A 17,617-nucleotide genomic window follows, 5' to 3' on the forward strand; every position below is an offset into this window, starting at 1 on the left:
GCCATGCAACTAGAACGACTCCTCCAAAAACATGGCTTCGGCACCCGCAAGGGCTGCCGGGCGCTTATCCGCCACGAACGTGTCGCGGTCAACGGTCAGATTTGTGACGATCCTTTCGCCGAGATTGAAACCGAGGGACTGGTTTTTACCGTCGATGGCGTGGATTGGCCTTATGCTGAATTTGCCAGCGTGATTCTCAACAAGCCGGTTGGCTACGAGTGTTCGCGCAAGCCGCTGCATCATCCCAGTGTGCTGACTTTGCTTCCGGTTCAATTGCGTGAGCGCGATGTCCAGCCGATTGGCCGGCTCGATGAAGATACAACCGGTCTGCTGCTGATTACCGATGATGGCCAGCTCAACCACGTTCTGTCCTCCGCCAAGCGCAAGGTGCCCAAGGTTTACCTGGCGACGACCAAACATCCTGTCGATCAGGCGCTGATCGATGCCTTGCTGGCTGGTGTGCTGTTGAATGATGAGCCCGAGCCGATTGCCGCCTCGGCCGCTGAAATTGCCGGCGAGTACCTGCTGCGCCTGACGTTGACCAGCGGCAAGTACCATCAGGTCAAGCGCATGGTCGCTGCAGCCGGCAACCGGGTGGAGGCGCTGCATCGCGAATCCTTGGGCGAACTGACCTTGCCGGATGATCTGAAACCCGGTGAGTGGCGTTGGTTGACCGCGGTCGACCTGCAAAAACTGGGCTATTCCCAGTGACCCTGACCGAAATGCGCTACATCGTGGCGCTCGCCCGTGAGCGCCATTTCGGCAAGGCGGCAGACGCTTGTCATGTCAGCCAGCCGACGCTATCGGTTGCCTTGAAGAAGGTCGAAGGGCAACTGGGGGCGCCACTTTTCGAACGGGGTGCCTCGGATGTCCGTATCACGCCGCTGGGTGAGCGTATCGTTGCACAAGCCCGGCGTGTGCTTGAAGAAGCCGTGCGGCTCGAGGAAATCGCCGGCTCCGGTCGAGATCCGATGAGCGGCCCGCTGCGCGTCGGCGTGATTTACACCATCGCCCCTTATCTGTTGCCTCAGCTGATTCCCGCCTTGCATCGGCACGCGCCGGCCATGCCGCTCTTCCTCAAGGAAGACTTCACTGAAAACCTGATTCCCGCCCTCAAGGCCGGTGAGCTCGATGTCATCGTGATTGCCTTGCCGCTGGCCGAAACCGGGTTGGTCGCCCAGCCGGTTTATGAAGAACCGTTCCGCGTCGTTGTGCCCTCGGCTCACCCGTGGTCCGGGCGTCAGTCCGTTAAGGCGGATGAACTCGATGGCCAGAGCATGTTGCTGCTCGGACAGGGTAATTGCTTCCGGGATCAGGTGCTTGAATCCTGCCCCCGGCTGACGGCGCCCGATGCGCTTGAACATTCGATCGAAGGCAGTTCCCTCGAAACCATCCGTTACATGGTGGCGAGCGGAGCCGGGCTGGCGGTCATGCCTTGTACTGCGGCCGACCCGCTGAAGGAAAAGGAAGCGATGGTTGCCGTTTTGCCGTTTGAAGGGGCTCAGCCTTCACGCACTGTCGGCCTGGTCTGGCGCGTTACTTTTCCGCGTCCGCAGGCCATCGATGCCGTGCGTGCTGCGGTGCTGTCTTGTCAGTTGCCCGGTGTAACGGCCGTTCGCTGAGCGTTTCACGTGAAACCCGGGCAGGATTGTCCGGCATAAAAAAACCTCGGTGATTCACCGAGGTTTCAGACTGCTGACGAACCCCCGATTTTTCGGGGGTTTTGTTTTTCTGGTTGGAAATCAGGGAGACTCCTGGCTTCAAGCCGAAGCGAGGCGGATTCTGAAATTCAGGTTAGGAACCCCGATCTGCCAAAGATGGCGGGCGAATGGGGCGGCAAAACGGGTTCGTGCGAGGATTTTGGCCAATAAGGCTGCCGCCTTGCGGGCCAGCAACAGGGCCATCTTCTTCATGTTCTGACAGGCCGCCGAGAGCAGGCACTGCGCTTGCACCTTGGCCAAGCCACGGAAACGGGCGTAACGGTGGCCGTGCAACTCCTTGGCATCGGCAAAACTGCGCTCCACCGTTTCCTTGCGCCGGGCGTACAGCCGTTTGCCCAGGTCGCTCAGGCGATTGGCGTTGATCGCTTCCTTGAAACCTTCCCAGAGATGCCGGGTCACGAGCTTCTGATGGTTCCGGCTCTGCGTGCATTGCCCGCGCACGCCGCAATCGGCACACCGCGCCGGGTTCGAGGCGTATTCGCGATAACCCAGCCGGTTGGTCGTCCGGTACGGTAGAACCTCCCCGGCCGGGCAGCGGTAGCAGTCCTGGACCGCATCGTAGAGATAGTCCCGTTTGTAGAAATAGCCATCGCGGTGTGTGGGTCGCTTGTAGCCCATCACCCCGAACAGTGCCCGCTCGAGAATGCCCTTGCAGACTTGCGGGGTGAAATACCCGGCATCCAGCCCGACGGCGCCCACGGCCAGATCAAAGCGCTCCATGACCCGATCCAGGCGGGCAAGGTAGGGCTGGCTGTCATGGACATTGCCCGGCGTGACATGGGTATCGACGATCAAAGCATGCACGCCATCGACAGTCCGGTGATCCAGATAGAAGAAGCCGGTCGGCTTGTTGTCGCGGGCCATGAAACCTGCGTCGGGATCGACCGTGCTGACCTTGACCTCCTTCATCGGCGGTGTCGAATCATCGTCATCACGCTTGAGCGACTTCTTGCCCGCGGCGGCTCGGTCCGTTTCGATGGCTGCATCCAGTTCGGCCAGGTAGGCCGCAGGGGTTTGCTCGACCTGATGCACTTCAAAGTGCCGCTTGTTCGCGTTCGCCTTCAGGTGGGTACTGTCGGTGTACAGCACCCGCCCGCCAATCAGCTTGTGCTCAATGGCTTGCTCGACAATCCCGTCAAAGATGCGTTGCTCAATGTCCGTCCCGACAAAGCGGCGACGGCGATTCTGCGACAGCGTCGAGGCATCCGGCACTTTGTCCGTCAGTCGAAAGCCGAGAAACCAGCGGTAAGCCACATTGACCTCTATTTCCTTCACCAGCCGTCGCTCGGAGCGAATCCCGAACAAGTAGCCAATGAACAACATCTTGAACAACACCACCGGATCAATCGCTGGTCGGCCATTGTTCTCGCAATACAGGTGCTGGGTCGCTTCACGAATGAAATCAAACCGGATGTGCTGGTCGAGCAGCCGGAGCAAGTGGTCTTTCGGGACCAATTGCTCCAACGTCACCATCTCCAGTTCCGTTTGGGCGGGGTAGACAGGCTTGAGCATGCCTGCATTATAAAAAATAAAGCCCCCAATCGCTTGGAGGCTTTGTCAGCAGTCTGACCTCGGTGATTCACCGAGGTTTTTTTTCAACCGATGTTCGAATCAGATCAGGCTTCGTCTGCTGCCGCGGCGGCCTTTTTCTTGGCTGGGGCTTTCGGCTTGGCGACCTTTTTCTCAAACTCGAAGCCAACCTTGCCATCCTTGGCGACCAGATAGGCCGAGAACTTGCGGCGCGTCCGGTTCGAGACAAACTCCTTGAGCAACTCGGTCTTGCCTTCGTTGAGCAGCTTGTACATCTGCGTGGCATCGATCGGTTGCTGCAAAATCACCTTACCAGAGCGGAAGTCGCAACTCTTGTCGGGACCGACTGATTTCTCACAAACGTACGAGGCGCCATGATCGTAGACCTGGCCGATACATTTCGGGCATTTGCCCAGTGCTGTCTGGGCTGAAAAATCGACAGGTTCGCTGTTGGCTTCGTCGGCCTTGTCCTGGCCGAAGTCGAATTCCGGTTCCTTGTTGTCATTCAGCTTGATGGCTGCGGCAAAAGTTCGGCCCATCTTGTTGCGGAAACCAGTCAGCGGACCAATCTGGCCTTCGTTGATCAGCGTATCGATTTCGGCCGGTTCGAACTGACGGCCAGCAACGATTTTCCACAGCGAGTAGTCGCAGCCGCCGCACTGGAATTTCTTGTAGGTTTCACGAATTTCACCGCCGCAACGCGGGCATTTCGCGGTCAACACACCAAAATCGCCAGGAATCGTATCGCTATCGAAGGTTTTGGCGCGCTCGACCATGTGGCGCGTCATTTCGGCAATTTCACGCATGAATTCGTCGCGCGTGAATTCGCCCTTTTCGATGCGGCCAAGTTTCCATTCCCAGTCGCCGGTCAGTTCCGGCTGGGTCAGTTCGTTGATGCCGAGGCCGTTCAACAGCGTCATCAGCGAGAAAGCCTTGGCCGTCGGTGTCAGTTCGCGGCCTTCGCGCAGCATGTACTGCTCGCCGATCAGGTTTTCAATGATCTGGGCGCGTGTCGCCGGCGTACCGAGACCACGACCGGCCATCGCCGCCTTGAGTTCCTCGTCGTCGACCATCTTGCCGGCGCCTTCCATGGCGGAGAGCAGGGTAGCTTCGGAGTAGCGCGGCGGCGGCTTGGTTTCGTTGGCCTTGACCGTGACTTCCTCGGTTTTGACCTTTTCATCCTTGTCGACCGCGACGAGGTTGCCTTCGCTACCTTCCTGGCCTTCCTTGCCATGTACGGCCAGCCAGCCCGGATTGACCAGCACCTTGCCCTCGGTCTTGAAGGGATGGCCTTCAACACGGGTGATGCGGGTGGTCACCAGGTATTCGGCGGCCGGGAAGAAGACGGAGAGGAAGCGGCGCACGACGAAATCGTAGAGTTTCTGTTCGACTTCGTTGAGATTCTTCGGTGCCTGCGGCGTCGGGATGATCGCGAAGTGATCGCTGATCTTGGCGTTGTTGAAGATGCGCTTGTTCGGCAGCACCCAGTTGCGCGCCAGGATCTGATGGGCAAACGGCGAATAACGGGCAAGCAGCACTTCGTCATGGCCCTTGCCGGCACCTTCGCCGGTCAGGATGGTCAGCGTCTCGCGCACGGTTGGCAGGTAGTCTTCCGGCAGGCAGCGCGAATCGGTTCGCGGATAGGTCAGGACCTTGTGCTTTTCGTAGAGTGCCTGGGCGATCGACAGCGTGGTCTTGGCCGAGAAGCCGAAGCGAGCGTTCGCTTCGCGCTGAAGGCTTGTCAAATCGAAGAGCAGCGGTGAAAGACGGGTTTCCGGCTTGGCTTCTTCACTGACGATGCCGGGTTTGCCGAGTGTGGCGGCACGGATCGCATCGGCCCGCTTTTCTTCCCACAGGCGGTCGGCGCGGGCGTGTTCGTCATCCGCCTTCTTGAAGCCTTCGTCGAACCACTTGCCGGTGTAGTTGCCGGCCTTGGCGGCGAATTCAGCTTCGACTTCCCAGTAATCGCGTGGCTTGAATTCGCGGATTTTCTTTTCGCGCTCGACGACGATGGCCAGTGTCGGTGTTTGTACGCGGCCGACGGTAGTCAGGTGAAAGCCGCCGGTTTTCGAGTTGAAGGCGGTCATTGCCCGCGTACCGTTGATCCCGACCAGCCAGTCGGATTCGGAGCGGCAAACGGCGGCATCGCCCAAGCCCTGCATGTCATTGCCGTGGCGCAGGCGGGTGAATCCGTCGCGGATGGCGCCCTGGGTCATCGACTGCAGCCAGAGACGCTGGATCGGCTTGGTGGTTTTGCTGTGCTGCGCGATGTAGTTGAAGATCAACTCGCCTTCGCGCCCCGCGTCACATGCATTGATCAGGCTTTCGACATCCTTGCGCTTGATCAGTTTGTTGAGCACCTTGAGGCGGGACTCGGTCTTTTCGATCGGCTTCAGCGCAAAGTGCGGCGGAATGACCGGCAAGTGGGCAAAAGACCATTTGCCGCGCTTGACTTCGAATTCTTCAGGACAAGAGAGCTCGAGCAGATGGCCGACGGCCGACGAGATCACGTGCGTGTCGCTTTCGAAATAGTCGTCGTGCTTGGTAAACCCTCCCAGCGCCTTGGCGATGTCGGCTGCTACAGAAGGTTTTTCGGCGATGATTAGCTTTTTGGTCATGGGTTCTGCCTGATGAGTGCCGGGGCATGATAAGTGCGCGGCGAGCGGCTTGGCAAGCCATCTATATATATGCAGCGAATTAGTTCATGCGCTGGTAGCGATTGCCGGGCAGGGTGGCGAGTTGTCCCGTCAGCTCCAGCGTCAGTAGCTCGGTGAGCAATTGATCGGTCGGGAGGCCGGTCCGGGCACCGAGTTCGTCGAGGCTGCATGGATCATGTCCAAGAGCCGCAAGGAGCGGTGAGTCCTGATCGACCGTCGGCTCGGGCAGCGGCTCTGGCTGCGCCATATTGCCCAGTTCCTCGAAGACATCCTGCGCCGTCTCAACCAGCTTGGCCCCCTGCTTGATCAGCTTGTGGCAACCGCGCGCAACGGGCGAGTGGATCGAGCCAGGAATGGCGAATACTTCACGTCCTTGCTCACCGGCCAGTCGGGCGGTAATCAGGGAGCCACTTTCCGGTGCGGCCTCGACAACCAGCACGCCTCGCGATAGGCCCGAGATAATCCGGTTCCGGCGCGGGAAATTGGCGGCCATTGCGGGCGTTCCCAGCGGGAACTCGGAGATGATCGCGCCTTTGTCGGCAATGGCGAGAGCCAGTTCCTTGTTGCGGGCCGGGTAGAGCCGGTCGGCACCGGTTCCGATGACCGCGACCGTCTTTCCATCGGCGGCGAGGGCGCCGCGATGTGCCGCCGCATCGATGCCAAGTGCCAGTCCGCTGATGATGGTCAAGCCTTTGCCCGCCAGTGTGCGGGCAAAGCTTTCAGCTGTCTGCATGCCTTGTGGCGTGGCATTGCGGCTGCCGACCATGGCCAATCCCGGTTCGGCGAGTAGTGCCGGATTGCCGCGGATGTAGAGGACATTGGGCGGATCGGCAATTTCAAGCAGTGTGGCCGGGTAAGCTGGGTCGGCCAATGTCAGGATGTGCTGGTTCGCTTCGCTGGCCCAGGCAATGCTGCGGTCGACCTGCTCGGAAGGGTCAAAATCGAAAAGCAGCTCTGCGCGCTGACCGATGACCGCGCGGGTTGCCAGTCGGCCGGCCGCAAAAATGGCATCGGGTAAACCGAAAGCGGCGAGAAGCTTTCGTTGCGTCTCGCCGCCAATGCCGGGGATCAAGGTCAGCCGCAACCAGGCGGCCAGGCCTTCAGTGTTTTTCACGGATTTTTGGCAGCGTCACCGATCATCACGGCCTTCGACGATTCGACAACAAGCGCATAGGCGACCCGGTCGAATACCCGGAAGATGAAGGCCAGTGCATAACGTTCTTCGGGAATCGGCGTGCGGACACGGCGGCCGTTGTCGTCCAGGCCGACAGATACACGCTTGCGGAATAGGGCGAGGACATGCCCGACTTCAAGCGAATCATTCTTGCCACGATTGAGCGTCACGACCGATCCGGCACCCGCTTCGCTGACGCCGCCGTAAATCGACATGATTTTGGCGGAGATCTCGTTTTCCGGCCGATGCGGCACGTAGGCAATGATGTCCGGGAGCGGTGCCGGCAACAGGCGGTCGCCACGGCCGATTTCCTGTTTGGCCAGCGTGACGCGCATGACCGCAGGTTCTCCGGGTTGAACCAGGCGGGCATTGCCGAGGAAATAAGCTTCGTGGGCGATGACTTCCCCGGTATCCGGGTCCTTCAGGGGCTTGCCGGTGCGGAAAATGTTCCATTTCTCGACGCTGGCGTCCGGAACGCCGGTCACGAATGCAACATCGCCATTGCCCAGGAACATTCGGTCTTCCTGCGTGGCGACGATACGAATCGGGCTTTCGGTTTCTCCCGGCTCAATGATCAGCGGTTGAGAAATGAAAGGCTCGATGACATTCGAGGGAATGCTGGGGATGATCTGCTGAACCGCTTCGCTATAAACCTTGGGCTGAGCCTTGAGGTTGACTGGTTTGCCGATTTTCAGCCGCGGGCTGCCGCTCGACATGTCGAGCATGATGATGTCGCCAGGGTAAATACGGTGCGGATTCTTGACCTCGGCCTTGTTCATTTGCCAGATATCGGGCCAGCGCCAAGGCTGTTTGAGGAACTTGCCGGAAATTCCCCAGAGTGTGTCGCCGGGGACAACGATATGGCGGTCGGGCGGGTTGTCGACCAGGGTGAGTGGTTCGGCAGCAGATGCGCAGACGGCCGTCACAGCCAGAATGAGCGCGGATATAATGCGAACCATGTCGTACCTCACGTGCCGGTGGAACGCGGAGTAGTCGGAACTGTCTGAACAGCGACGGTCGAATCCGTTTCCATATCTCGAAAATTACTTGAGATTCTGCATGTAATATCCTAAGCGATCAAGCTTTTATTCCGGTTCTCTCATGGCACTTCTACCCATTTTGCGTTTCCCCGATGCCCGTCTGAAAAAAGTCGCGGTTCCCATTGCCTCCATTGATGGCAGCATCCGAAAACTGGCCGCCGACATGGCTGAAACCATGTACGAAGCGCCCGGTATCGGCTTGGCCGCGACCCAGGTCGATGTACACAAGCAATTGGTTGTGATCGATATTTCGGAAGAGAAAAACGATCTGCTGGTCCTGATCAATCCGCGTATCGCTGCAAGCGATGGCGGCCAGACGGGTGAGGAGGGCTGTCTTTCCGTCCCCGGCATCTATGAAAAGGTCGAACGGGCCGAGCATGTCACCGTCGATTATCTCGATCTCGATGGCAAGAAATGTTCGTTGAAGGCCGATGGCTTGCTGGCTGTCTGCATCCAGCATGAACTGGATCATCTTAACGGCAAGGTGTTTGTCGATCACCTTTCGCAACTCAAGCAGACGCGCATCAAGGGCAAGCTGGCCAAACAGGCGCGGGTAACGGCATGAAGCTGATTTTTGCCGGAACACCGGAATTTGCTGCGCAGGCTCTGGCGGCCATTATTGCTGCCGGACACGAGGTGGCGCTCGTCCTGACCCAGCCGGACCGTCCGGCTGGCCGGGGAATGAACCTGCAACCTTCGCCGGTCAAGAAATTGGCGGTGGAACATGGCATCGAGGTTTTTCAGCCGCTCACGCTGAAAGATCCGGTTGCCCAGCAAAAAATTGCCGACATTGATGCCGAGGTCATGGTTGTTGCCGCCTACGGCTTGATTCTGCCGCAGGCAGTACTCGATTTGCCGCGCCATGGCTGCATCAACATCCATGCCTCCTTGCTGCCGCGCTGGCGTGGAGCTGCACCGATCCAGCGGGCATTGCTGGCCGGCGATGCCGAAACCGGCGTCTGCATCATGCAGATGGAGGCTGGACTGGATACCGGGCCAGTGCTGTTGCGTGGTGCTTTTGCGGTCGAACCGACCGATACCACGGTTTCATTGCACGACCGACTGGCCGATCTCGGGGCAAAACTGGCGGTCGAGGCATTGGGCCGCTTGCCTTTGCCAGCCGAGCCGCAGCCTGTCGAAGGGGTGACTTATGCCCACAAGATTGAAAAGGCCGAAGCCCTGATTGACTGGTCGAGGGAAGCGGTTGAGCTGGACCGGCACATTCGTGCTTTCAACCCATTTCCCGGCGCACAAGCTGTCTTCGGCGGACAGACGGTCAAACTCTGGCAGGCGGCACCGGTTGCCGGCCATGGTGAAATTGGCCAAATCCTGAGTGTCGACCGCAGCACCATCGTGGTTGCCTGCGGCAAGGGGGCTTTGGCGGTATCGGAATTGCAAAAAGCGGGTGGCAAGCGCTTGCCCGTCCAGCAATTCCTGGCCGGGCATCCACTCAAGGCGGGCGACCGTTTCGACCTGCCTGCCTGATTGCTCCTGGCAATCAACCGAGGTGGCCGCGTGCCACCTCTTTTTTTTCGCTGTGCGTGGGTTTGAAAGCATCGATCACCTGGCTGAACAGGGCATGCGCCCGTTCGCTGTTGTCTCCGCTGAAGTTGCAGACATAGACATCCAGGGTCACGCTGTTGATCTCGGGCCAGGTGTGGATGGCCAGATGTGATTCAGCCAGCACGACGGTGCCGGTTACGCCGGCCGGATTGCCTTGTTGATCACGGAATGGGTGAAAAAGCCGGCCGACGACGCTGAGTCCGTGGCGAGTGCAGGCGTCGACACAGAATGTTTCGAGGCCGGGGGCATCGAGCAGAAACTCGGGGGCGCAGCGACACTGGTGCAGGTCGGCGATCAGGTGCAAGCCATTCATGATTCGATTTTAGGGGGTTTCACGTGAAACCCGCGCGGCAAAGATACGTTCCAGCAAGCGACCAAGCCGATAGCCTGCTTCGGTGATCCGGCGATTGGCGATGTGCCGGCTTTGTTCGTCGAAGCTTTCCGTAATGGCCGGCAACAGGCTCCCGTTTGGCGGGTAAGCGCTGCCCAGCAGGCGATGGCTTTCGTCGCGCCAGAGCAGCGTGTTTCCCTGACTTGGGGCGGGGTATGTTTCCAGCAGCCGGCCGGCAAATTTTTCAAGACGTTTCCCGCGCAATGACGAAGGGCCGGGCAGCTCATCCCAGTAGGCATGCAGGGTGGAAAAGGGTTGGCGCCTGTTGAGCGGGTTTTCAATTTCTGTCTTTGTGCCGCCCTCGTCATCGTGATGGCCGACGTGGAGCGGTTGGTGAATGTCGCCAACCAGATGCATCAGCCAGGGCAGGGCATAGCTGATTTGCTCTTCTTTCGCGGTCGACCGCAGTAATTGGGTGAGCCGGTCGATTTGATGATCGATTTCACCTTCGGTCCGCTGGCCGTTTTTATCCAGATCGACGTAGTGCCAATGCTTGTGGCGTGCGTTTTCGGGCAGACCGGGAATTGCCGGCGTGGCGGATTGCCGGCCCTCGTCGTAGAAACGCGGATCGTTGCGAATGGTGTCGGGCCAGGTCGATGCTTCGGCAAAAATGGCGGCCGCTTCGGACGTGCCGGCTTTTTCCGCCCAGCGCGAATGGTCGGGATGCCTGGCCAACGCCTCACTCACCGCGTCTCGGGTTTTTTCCGACATCTGTTGCCAGGCAATCAAGGCGCTCAAGCGGTGGCCAGCCCCGTTCCAGGCTTCGGCTAGCGGGCTGATCAGCAAAAAGACGAGGATAAGCAGGTGTTTCGACATTGCCGCATTATGCAGCGTGCGATAATCACAGCCTATGTCTACATTGCCGCTTAATTCCCTCGCTTTTGCGCTGCTCAGCGCTGCCCGCATCGATGCCGCCGTCTTTGCCGGCCAGAGCCTGGCCGATGGCCTGCTCACCCGGGTTGATCCGGCGGCTCGGCCAGCCGTTCAGGATCTGGTTTATGGCAGCTTGCGCAGCTATGGCAAGGGTGATTTTTTTCTCGCCCGTTTGCTGAGCAAGCCACTCGAAGTGTCGGAAGTGCGGGCCTTGCTGCTGGTCGCCTTTTATCGCCTGGAAACCCGCCCGGATGCAGCGCACACCGTTGTCGACCAAGCGGTTGTTGCTGCAGGCGAGCTGGTTGAAGGCCGTTTCAAGGGGCTGGTCAATGGCGTGTTGCGCAACTTTTTGCGGCAGCAGGAAGCGTTGCTCGCCGAATTGTCGCAGAACGAACTGGCGCTTTCGCAGCATCCGGACTGGTGGTTGGCCGAATTGCAGGCAGCCTATCCGGAGGCGTGGAAAAGTATTGTCGCAGCCGGCAACTCAGCACCGCCAATGGCCTTGCGCGTCAATCTCCGGCGCTCCGGGCGAGATGAATATCAGGCGCGTTTGACGGCGGAAGGTATTGTCTCGCAAGCGCTTGGCGAGGCCGGTCTGGCGCTTGCCAAACCCTTGCCGGTCGAGCGTTTGCCGGGTTTTGCCGATGGCTTGTTTTCGGTCCAGGACCCTGGCGCCCAGAGGGCGGCAAGCCTGCTTTCACCGGCGCCGGGCAGCCGTGTGCTTGATGCCTGTGCTGCGCCTGGGGGAAAGACGGCACATCTGCTCGAACAGGCTGAGCTTGATTTGCTGGCGCTGGATCTGAAAGCATCGCGTTGCCGGCGCATCGAGGAAAATCTGGCCCGTCTCGGCTTGTCTGCCACGATCCAGGTGGCTGATTGCATCAAGTTGAATACCTGGTGGAACAACGAGTTGTTCGATGCCGTACTGGCTGACGTACCTTGTACGGCCAGCGGTGTCGTGCGACGCAATCCGGATGCCAAGTGGCTGCGTCGTGAAGCCGATATCGCCAGTTTTGCTGCGACCCAGTCGCGTATCCTCGACGTTCTGTGGCGGGTTGTCCGGCCGGGGGGTAAATTACTATATGTCACCTGCTCGGTCTTTCCTGCCGAAAACAAGGGTCAGATCGGACGTTTCCTGAGCCGTCAGCCCAAGGCTCGTTGCCGACACGAGGAGCAGCTGTTGCCGACTGCTGAACATGATGGTTTTTATTACTGCCTGCTCGAAAAAATTGACTGAGCAATTGCGCCGCTGGCTGTTTCTTCTGGTTTTCGTGCCTTTTCTGGCGTGGACCGCAGAAGTCGAGATCAGCAGCCCGCAACTTGCTGCCGGCGATGACGGCTATTCGTTATCGGCAGATTTTGCTTTCGATTTGAACAGTCGCCTCGAAGAAGCAGTCACCAAGGGGGTTGTTCTCCATTTCGTCGTCGATTTCGAGCTTGCACGGGCCCGCTGGTACTGGCTTGATGAAAAGCTGGTCAGTCGCAGCCAGACTTATCGACTTTCCTACCATGCGCTGACTCGCCAATATCGTTTGTCGACCGGCGGCTTGCACCAGTCGTTTTCCAGCCTGTCGGATGCCTTGCGTGTTTTGTCGCGACTGCGCAACTGGTTGGTCATCGAGCGCAATGACATCCGTACCCTGCGGGCCGGTGACCCTTATTTGGCCGAACTGCGCCTGCGTCTCGATATCACGCAACTGCCCCGTCCTTTCCAGATCAGCGCCTTGGGCAACAAGGAGTGGAGCCTGAATTCGGACTGGAAAACCTGGCAACTGGTACTCCCGTCATTGCCTGCGGTGGAGGCCAAGTGAAGCGCTTGCTTGCTGCTGGTGGCGCATTTGCCGCTGCGCTTGGCGGAATCGTCTGGTTCCTGCTGCTGATGTCCACGGCGGCCGATACCGTTATTTTTTCGCGCAATTATCCGCTGCTGATCGGGCTCAATATCGTTTTGGCCCTGGCCATGCTCGGCCTGGTCGGCTGGCAGTTACGTTCGCTGTGGCGGGATTACCGGGCACAAGTCTTTGGCGCCCGGCTGAAACTGCGGCTGATGCTGATGTTTGGTGTCATCGCTGTTTTGCCCGGCGCGCTGGTCTATGGCGTTTCGGTCCAGTTTGTCACGCGGTCGATTGAAAGCTGGTTCGATGTCCGTGTTGAAAAGGCGCTGGAATCGGGCCTGCACCTTGGTCGTTCGGCGCTGGATTCATTGCTTGCCGACCTGGCGGACAAGGGGCGCAGCATGGCGCTTGAGCTTTCGGACTTGCAGGAAAGTTCGCGGCGCTCGGCATTGCTTCGCCTGCGCGAGGAAAAAGGTGTCCAGTCGGCTGCGTTGTTCTCCGTGGGCGGGCAATTGCTGTCCAGCGCAACCAGCGAGCTGAGCAGCCTGCTGCCCGATTTGCCGAGCCAAGCCCAACTCAAGCAGGCGCGCAGTTCGCGTGCCGTGGCGACGGTCGAGGGCGATGGCGGCAAGTTGTACTTGCGCGTGCTGGTCCCGGTGGCAGCGCGCGATGTTTTCGAAGAACCGCGCATCCTGCAGCTGACGCATTCGGTACCACCCAGCCTGGCTCAGGATGCCGATGCCGTCCAGGGCGTTTATCGTGACTATCAGGAATTGCAGCTGGCGCGTGAAGGGCTGACGCGGATTTATGCTCTGACTTTGACGTTGACCGTACTGGTCGCGCTTTTTGGTGCTTTTGCCCTGGCTTACGTGATGGCCCGCCGGCTGGCTGCGCCGCTCTACATTCTGGCCGAAGGGACGCAGGCGGTAGCGCAGGGCGACTTCTCGCCACGCCAGGCAATCTACAGCGGCGACGAACTTGGTATCCTGACGCAATCGTTCAATCAGATGACCCGCCAGCTTGATGAGGCGCGGCGCGAAACCGAGCGCCATCGGGCAGAACTGGAATCGGCGCGCGGTTATCTTGAATCGATTCTGGCCAACCTGTCTGCCGGGGTGCTGGTCTTTGATCGCCATTGCGTTCTGCGCACCGTCAATGAAGGTGCCTTGACCATCCTGAATGACGATTTTGTCGGCCTGATTGGCGAGGAGGTGGCCCAGTGGCCGCGCCAGAGCGTCATGGGTGAATTCATTCGCCAGCATTTCTCGGCGACCGAAGAAATCGAATGGCAGGCGCAGGTGGAACTTGAGCGCCCGAACGGCATGCCCCAGGTTTTATTGCTGCGCGGGTCGCGACTGCCGGATGCCAGCGGCGGCGGCGATGTTGTCGTTTTCGACGATGTGACGCGGATCATCGCCGCCCAGCGCAGTGCCGCCTGGGGCGAGGTGGCGCGACGTCTGGCGCACGAAATCAAGAACCCGCTGACGCCGATCCAGCTGTCGGCTGAGCGCCTGCAGTTCAAACTGGCCGATAAATTGATCAATGGTGATGCCGATATGCTGGCACGCGGCACCCAGACCATCATTAACCAGGTTCAGGCAATGAAACGCATGGTTGACGATTTCCGCGACTATGCGCGGCTGCCGGTTCCTGAAGTGGCTTCGCTGGATCTGAATGAGCTGATTCGCGAAGTGCTCGGGCTTTACGAAAGTTCGTCAGCCGAAATTGAAACAACCCTGTCCGATACACTGCCCCCGGTGCTGGGCGATGCAACCCAGTTGCGCCAGATCATCCACAATCTGTTGCGCAATTCGGAAGATGCACTCGAAGGGCGGAGTGCCAGCATCATTCACATCCTGACCGAAGCGGCCGGCCGCTATGCCTGCTTACGAATCAGCGACAATGGCCCCGGTTTCCCGGTAGAGTTGTTGCCGCGCATATTTGAACCCTATGTCACGACCAAGGCGCGCGGTACCGGCCTGGGTCTGCCCATTGTCAAGAAAATCGTTGAAGAACATCTGGGCACCATTGAAATCAGCAATGCACCTGAGGGCGGCGCACGGATCGATATCCGCTTGCCCCTGGTGAAGGAGGAGGAAGCCAAGCATGGCAATAATTCTGGTCGTTGATGACGAAGTCGGGATCCGCGAACTACTGTCGGAAATCCTGATCGACGAGGGCTATGACGTGCGTCTGGCTGAAAATGCAGGGACTGCGCGCAGTATCCGCAACGAATTGCGTCCGGATCTGGTTCTTCTGGATATCTGGATGCCGGATACCGACGGTATTTCGCTACTCAAGGAATGGCATGCGGCAGGTCATCTGAACATGCCGGTGGTGATGATGTCCGGTCACGGCACGATCGATACGGCCGTCGAAGCGACGCGCTTTGGTGCTTTCGATTTCCTCGAAAAGCCGATTGCGTTGCAAAAACTGCTGTCGACCGTGCAAAAGGCGCTCAAGCATGATTCTCCGCCGTTGCGTCCGCCACTGACGCTGGAGGCATTCGGGCGTTCCGCTTTCGTCAAGGAGTTCAAGCGTCGGCTGGAGCAGGCTGCGGCCAAGGCATCGGTCCTGCTGCTCAAGGGGGCGACAGGGGGCATGGCTGAAATTTGCGCGCGTACCTTGCAACCACCGCGTGCGCCTTGGCTCGACCTGTCCGGTGTCAGCAGTGCGCTGACTCAGGAAATGCTTGAGAAAGTCAGCGGCGGCGTGTTGTTTGTGCCGGATCTGGCCGTGCTCGGCAAAATGCAGCAGATGAACCTGGCTTTCGCGGTCGACCGGCTTGAAAAGCTCAATTTGCAATTGGTCGCTGCAACGGTCAGTTCGCTCGGTACGCTGGCAGAGTCTGGTTGGGACAGCAAATTGCTGGCCCGTTTGGGTGAGGTCTGGGTGGCGATGCCCTCACTGGCCGGGCACGCCGATGAGTTGCCGGAAATTGCCGGTTTGCTGCTGACCAATTTTGTCGAACGCGGTGAAGTCCAGCCGCGCCGTTTTTCGACCGGTGCGTTGAATGCATTGCGCACGCTGCCCTGGAAAAACCTGCCGGAAGCCAGTTGGACCGATCTTTATGCCCTGGTGCGCAACCTTGCCCTGACGGCGTTGGAAGAGGATATCTCGGCCGATGACGTGAGCCGCGTCATGCCACGCGAGGAGGGCGGCAATCGTGAAATTGCGTCCTTGCTGCCGTTGCTTGATCAGCCTTTGCGTGAGGCGCGCGATGCCTTTGAAAAGCTGTATTTCGAGCATCATCTGCGCCTGGAAGGGGGCAACATGACCAAACTGGCAGAGCGTTCCGGGCTGGAACGGACGCACTTGTATCGCAAGCTGAAGCAACTCGACGTCAAGCTGGGCAAGCGCAACGAAGAATAAATTACTGTCGGGCGGGGGATACGCATGAAAGTCATCATTCTGGGGGCCGGCCAGGTCGGCGCCAGTGTGGCCGAAGGGCTGGTTTCCGAAGAAAACGACATTACGGTGATCGATTGCAATGCGGCCCGCCTGGCCAAATTGCAGGATCGGCTCGATTTGCGCACCGTGGTCGGCGATGCGGCGACGCCCTCGGTTTTGCGCAGTGCCGGTGCCGAGGATGCCGACATGGTGATTGCGCTGACCCAGAGCGACCAGAGCAATCTGGTTGCCTGCAAGCTGGCGCAAAGTGTATTCAATATTCCCACCCGGATTGCCCGCCTGCGTTCGCGCGATTTCCTCGAAGATGCCGCCTTGCTCTCGCCGGACAATTTCGCGGTCGACTTCGCGCTTTGCCCGGAACAGGTAATCACCGATTACATCCAGCGCCTGATCGAGTTTCCCGAGGCCTTGCAGGTGCTCAATTTTGCCAAGGGCCGGGTCAGCCTGGTTGCCGTCAGGGCATACGAGGGCGGCCTGCTTGTCGGTCAGCAGATCAAGCAGATGAAGGCCTTGCTACCCTTCGGGATGGATGCCCGGATTGCAGCCATTTTCCGACGCGATCAGGCGGTTTTCCCGGAGGGCGAGACGGTTGTCGAGGCGGGGGACGAGGTTTTCCTGCTGGCCGCCGCGGAGCATATCCGTCCGGTTTTACGCCAGTTGCGCCGGATGATGACGCCGGTTGAGCGGATCATGGTTGCCGGGGGCGGCAATATCGGCCTGCGCGTCGCCAAGGCGCTTGAGAAGCGCTATGAAATCAAGTTGATCGAAGGACGCCCGGAGCGCGCCGAACTTCTGGCCAATGAGCTTGAAAATACGCTGGTTCTGCTCGGTGATGCGACCGATGAGGAGTTGCTCGAGCAGGAAAACATTGCGGAAATGGACCTCTTCCTCTCGCTGACCAACGATGATGAAGACAACATCATGGCCGGGAGCCTGGCCAAGCGTCTGGGCTGCAAGCGGGTGGTTGCGCTGATCAATCGCCGGGCGTACGCCGAAATGATCGAAGGCGGCCCGATCGATATCGGGATTTCGCCCGCCCAGATATCGATCGGTACCTTGCTGGCCCATGTGCGCCAGGGCGATGTGGCGGAAGTGCACTCCTTGCGGCGCGGTGCCGCGGAGGCTCTGGAACTGGTTGCGCATGGCGATGCGAAAACATCGAAGATCGTCGGTCGTCGCATCGATCAAATCGATTGGCCGCATGGCGTGACCGTCGCCGCTCTGGTTCGCAATTTCGACAAGGCGGTGGTGATTGGCCAGACCGACGACTGGACTTCGATCACCCGGCATGGCGAGGTTGAGATCGCCCATCACGACACGGTGATTCAGGCAAATGACCACGTGATTGTTTTCTGCACCCGGAAAAAGCTGGTCAAGAAGGTCGAAAAGCTTTTCCAGGTCAGTTTCGGCTTTCTTTAAGGG

15 protein-coding genes are annotated in these 17,617 nt (G+C 59.2%); 9 read left to right on the top strand and 6 right to left on the bottom strand.

All coding sequences use genetic code 11. The features are described 5' to 3' along the window. Positions 1–3: 3 nt before the first annotated feature. Complete coding sequence (locus tag KI614_RS00055) at positions 4–711, top strand: pseudouridine synthase (RefSeq protein ID WP_226407018.1); 708 nt, start codon at positions 4–6, stop codon at positions 709–711. Next, a complete protein-coding gene (locus tag KI614_RS00060; RefSeq protein WP_226407019.1) occupies positions 708–1,622 on the top strand; it encodes a hydrogen peroxide-inducible genes activator in 915 nt (304 codons plus the stop codon). Before KI614_RS00055 ends, KI614_RS00060 begins: the two co-directional genes overlap by 4 nt. Positions 1,623–1,760: 138 nt before the next feature. Here KI614_RS00060 and KI614_RS00065 read toward each other — a convergent pair whose 3' ends face one another. From KI614_RS00065 to KI614_RS00080, 4 genes are all read right to left on the bottom strand, one after another. Further along, positions 1,761–3,233: an IS1182 family transposase gene (locus KI614_RS00065; RefSeq protein ID WP_226406936.1), complete on the bottom strand. Its 1,473-nt coding sequence runs from the start codon at positions 3,231–3,233 to the stop codon at positions 1,761–1,763. Positions 3,234–3,337: 104 nt separating this feature from the next. Beyond that, positions 3,338–5,869 (bottom strand): DNA topoisomerase III, encoded by a 2,532-nt coding sequence (locus KI614_RS00070; protein ID WP_226407021.1) that lies wholly within the window; start codon positions 5,867–5,869, stop codon positions 3,338–3,340. A gap of 79 nt (positions 5,870–5,948) precedes the next feature. Next, on the bottom strand, positions 5,949–7,022 hold the full coding sequence (dprA, locus tag KI614_RS00075; protein WP_226407023.1) for a DNA-processing protein DprA: 1,074 nt from the start codon (positions 7,020–7,022) through the stop codon (positions 5,949–5,951). Continuing rightward, on the bottom strand, positions 7,019–8,041 hold the full coding sequence (locus tag KI614_RS00080; RefSeq protein ID WP_226407025.1) for a LysM peptidoglycan-binding domain-containing protein: 1,023 nt from the start codon (positions 8,039–8,041) through the stop codon (positions 7,019–7,021). Before KI614_RS00080 ends, dprA begins: the two co-directional genes overlap by 4 nt. A gap of 142 nt (positions 8,042–8,183) precedes the next feature. On the opposite strand from KI614_RS00080, the gene def reads away from it, so the two are divergent. After that, positions 8,184–8,687: a peptide deformylase gene (def, locus tag KI614_RS00085; RefSeq protein ID WP_226407027.1), complete on the top strand. Its 504-nt coding sequence runs from the start codon at positions 8,184–8,186 to the stop codon at positions 8,685–8,687. After that, positions 8,684–9,607 (top strand): methionyl-tRNA formyltransferase, encoded by a 924-nt coding sequence (fmt, locus tag KI614_RS00090; protein WP_226407029.1) that lies wholly within the window; start codon positions 8,684–8,686, stop codon positions 9,605–9,607. The genes def and fmt overlap by 4 nt, the downstream gene beginning before the upstream one ends. 13 nt (positions 9,608–9,620) lie before the next feature. Here the strand turns inward: fmt and speD are convergent, their stop codons facing one another. Both speD and KI614_RS00100 read right to left on the bottom strand, forming a co-directional pair. Continuing rightward, entirely contained in the window at positions 9,621–9,998 is a 378-nt protein-coding gene (gene speD, locus KI614_RS00095; RefSeq protein ID WP_226407031.1) for an adenosylmethionine decarboxylase, read from the bottom strand. A gap of 9 nt (positions 9,999–10,007) precedes the next feature. Beyond that, entirely contained in the window at positions 10,008–10,892 is an 885-nt protein-coding gene (locus tag KI614_RS00100) for a S1/P1 nuclease (RefSeq protein WP_226407033.1), read from the bottom strand. 34 nt (positions 10,893–10,926) lie between these two features. Here KI614_RS00100 and rsmB point away from each other — a divergent pair, with 34 nt between their 5' ends. From rsmB to trkA, 5 genes are read left to right on the top strand one after another with little or no spacing between them, the layout of a single operon-like run. Continuing rightward, positions 10,927–12,186: a 16S rRNA (cytosine(967)-C(5))-methyltransferase RsmB gene (rsmB, locus tag KI614_RS00105; RefSeq protein ID WP_226407035.1), complete on the top strand. Its 1,260-nt coding sequence runs from the start codon at positions 10,927–10,929 to the stop codon at positions 12,184–12,186. Continuing rightward, a complete protein-coding gene (locus tag KI614_RS00110) occupies positions 12,179–12,760 on the top strand; it encodes a DUF4390 domain-containing protein (RefSeq protein ID WP_226407037.1) in 582 nt (193 codons plus the stop codon). Before rsmB ends, KI614_RS00110 begins: the two co-directional genes overlap by 8 nt. Further along, on the top strand, positions 12,757–14,913 hold the full coding sequence (locus KI614_RS00115; RefSeq protein WP_226407039.1) for a sensor histidine kinase: 2,157 nt from the start codon (positions 12,757–12,759) through the stop codon (positions 14,911–14,913). The genes KI614_RS00110 and KI614_RS00115 overlap by 4 nt, the downstream gene beginning before the upstream one ends. After that, a complete protein-coding gene (locus tag KI614_RS00120) occupies positions 14,891–16,156 on the top strand; it encodes a sigma-54-dependent transcriptional regulator (protein WP_203468102.1) in 1,266 nt (421 codons plus the stop codon). Before KI614_RS00115 ends, KI614_RS00120 begins: the two co-directional genes overlap by 23 nt. 24 nt (positions 16,157–16,180) lie before the next feature. Continuing rightward, positions 16,181–17,614 (top strand): Trk system potassium transporter TrkA, encoded by a 1,434-nt coding sequence (trkA, locus tag KI614_RS00125; RefSeq protein WP_226407041.1) that lies wholly within the window; start codon positions 16,181–16,183, stop codon positions 17,612–17,614. Positions 17,615–17,617 lie beyond the last annotated feature (3 nt).

Origin of the sequence: Dechloromonas denitrificans (assembly GCF_020510665.1) — a bacterium.
GTDB classification, from domain to species: domain Bacteria; phylum Pseudomonadota; class Gammaproteobacteria; order Burkholderiales; family Rhodocyclaceae; genus Azonexus; species Azonexus denitrificans_B.